Consider the following 2,160-nt stretch of genomic DNA (forward strand, 5'->3'; position numbering starts at 1 on the left):
CTGTCCCCTTGACCAGCGCAAGCAGCATGGCGTGCAGCGCCTCTTCCGCGCGCGCCGCGCCGGATCGGCGGCGGAGATGTCCCGTCGCATCCAGTCCGGCAGGCGGCGCAGAAAGTCGGTGAGTTGCGAATCCAGATCCTGAGGCATTCCTTGTCCTTCGCAGTCCGGGACCGCTGCCGCAATATCGGATACATAGTGGCATCCGCGGGCACCATGGCGCTGGAAGGCGAACGGAGGGGAGGGAGCGGGGCGGGGTGAGGGTTCCAGTCCGGACCCAGGGAGATCAAATGCCCCTTCCAACAACGATCCATAGCGCTGTCAGCCCGGACGCGATCCGCCGCGCGTCCCGCCTTTTTTCAGGCGACAGCCGGGACTGCCTTCATGAGATGTTCCAGAATGCCAGACGCGCCGGCGCCACCTGCATCGCGGTCGATCTGACCGAACAGGACGGCCGATCCCTTCTGCACATCCGCGATGATGGCTGCGGCATCGACGATCCAGCCGCCCTGCTGATGTTGGGACATTCGCGCTGGGGCGATGATATCGCGCGCAGCGAAGACCCGGCCGGCATGGGCATGTTCAGCCTGGCCGGCCGCGCGGTCGACATCCAGTCCTTCTCCCCCTCTGCGGGCGCGGCCTGGAAAGTCGAGATTCCGGCAGACGCATGGGACAGCGGCGCACCGCTGGCCCTTGGGCAGGGAATGATCGATCAGGGCACGCTGATCTCGATCGAAATGCCGGACGAATGGATACATGGCCTGCACGCCGCCGTTGCCGATGCCGCCCGCCATTTCCCCATACCGATTATGTTGAACGGCGCGATGCTGCTCCGAGAAGACTTTCTCAAGGACGCCATGTTTGTCGAAAACGCCTGCGGCTGCCGTATCGGTGTCTATGACCGGGATCCTGATTGGCCAAGAGACCAACGCATCAATTTTCACGGGCACCGCGTCAAATGCGCCTTGCCGACGGTTCGGGAAGAAAAAGACAATGGCAGTCTCTGGACGGTCCGGATCGATATTATGGATGCGCCGGAAATTCATATGGTTCTGCCGGCGCGCAAGGAGGTTATCGACAACGCGGCGTTGAAGGCGCTTTGCGAAGCGGCTGAACGGATCATATTCAGAGCCATCGCTACCCGGCCAGACCACCGGCTGCCTTTTACCGCCTGGCAGCGAGCCTGCGAGCTGGGCGTCACGTTGCCGCAAGCGCGTTCAGGGTTATCGATCTGGCGGCCGCAGACAGCTGACGATTGTCATGGGCGCAGCAGCCGCGTAATTGCCCCGGAAGGCGCAATGCTCGTTGTCCCCGCCCTGGAACCCGATATCGCGCAGGCGCTTGCGCTGGCTCGGGGCAAACCGCCCATCCAGGACGTGCAACTCGTCGAGGCGGAAGACGCGCTGCAAGGCTACGCCTGGTATGATGATCTCCCGGTGGTCAGGGATATTTCCCTGCGCATCGACCGGGAAGGCTCCGTCCATCGCTATGACGACGACATGTGTCTCCCCGCCGATTTCGCTTGTGGCCTGGTCGACCGGATCGTCATCGAGCTGACGGTTTGTGAAACCGGTCGCACGGACGCGCCACGCAGCGTCCATTCCATCGAAATCCCGGCGCTCGTCTGCCGCAATGGCGGTTGGGATATTGCGGAGGCCATCATCCTGGCCTCGCGCGATGATGGCATAACGCCGGACCGACTGAGCCGCATGATCTATGCGACGCTCTTCTGTGCGGCTGATGATGGCGACTGTGACAGCTGGGACACCCAGTCGCGATCCTTCGAACGCGAGGCGCGGCAGTACGCTACGCATATCCTCCTTGGGGAGGACGCTGCCACCCTCGAAGCGATCAACATGAGCGCATGGGATAATCTGAGCTGGCTGATTCCGCTCGATCGCAAGATCGTCATTCAAGCCGAGCGCGGTGCCATCACGGTCGATTTCTTGCCGAATTGAAAGGGCGCCTGAGTTTGCTCGCCGCGCCGGTCGCCCCTATCCCAACCCAATCAAGGAGACCGGCCATGCGCCGCTTCCCCGTCTGCGCCTGTTCGACAGCGCATCTTCCCCGCGCCGAGAATGACGCCATCGACCGGCTGATCCAGTACGCGCCGCGAAGGCGCGGTCGGATCATCGTCGATCATCCGATCTTGTCGATCGAGGC

The 2,160-nt window shown here is 62.8% G+C and carries 2 protein-coding genes; one reads left to right on the forward strand and one right to left on the reverse strand.

Annotation, left to right across the window (positions count from 1 at the left end; genetic code table 11):
• Positions 1-356: 356 nt before the first annotated feature.
• Positions 357-524, reverse strand: coding sequence for a hypothetical protein (locus SxD43FB_RS26245; protein WP_255245885.1), 168 nt, complete (start codon positions 522-524; stop codon positions 357-359).
• Between the two features lie 45 nt (positions 525-569).
• Here SxD43FB_RS26245 and SxD43FB_RS23385 point away from each other — a divergent pair, with 45 nt between their 5' ends.
• Positions 570-1,955, forward strand: coding sequence for an ATP-binding protein (locus SxD43FB_RS23385; RefSeq protein WP_255245886.1), 1,386 nt, complete (start codon positions 570-572; stop codon positions 1,953-1,955).
• Positions 1,956-2,160: the final 205 nt, after the last annotated feature.

Origin of the sequence: Sphingobium sp. D43FB, from assembly GCF_002312805.1 — a bacterium.
Lineage (GTDB): Bacteria > Pseudomonadota > Alphaproteobacteria > Sphingomonadales > Sphingomonadaceae > Sphingobium.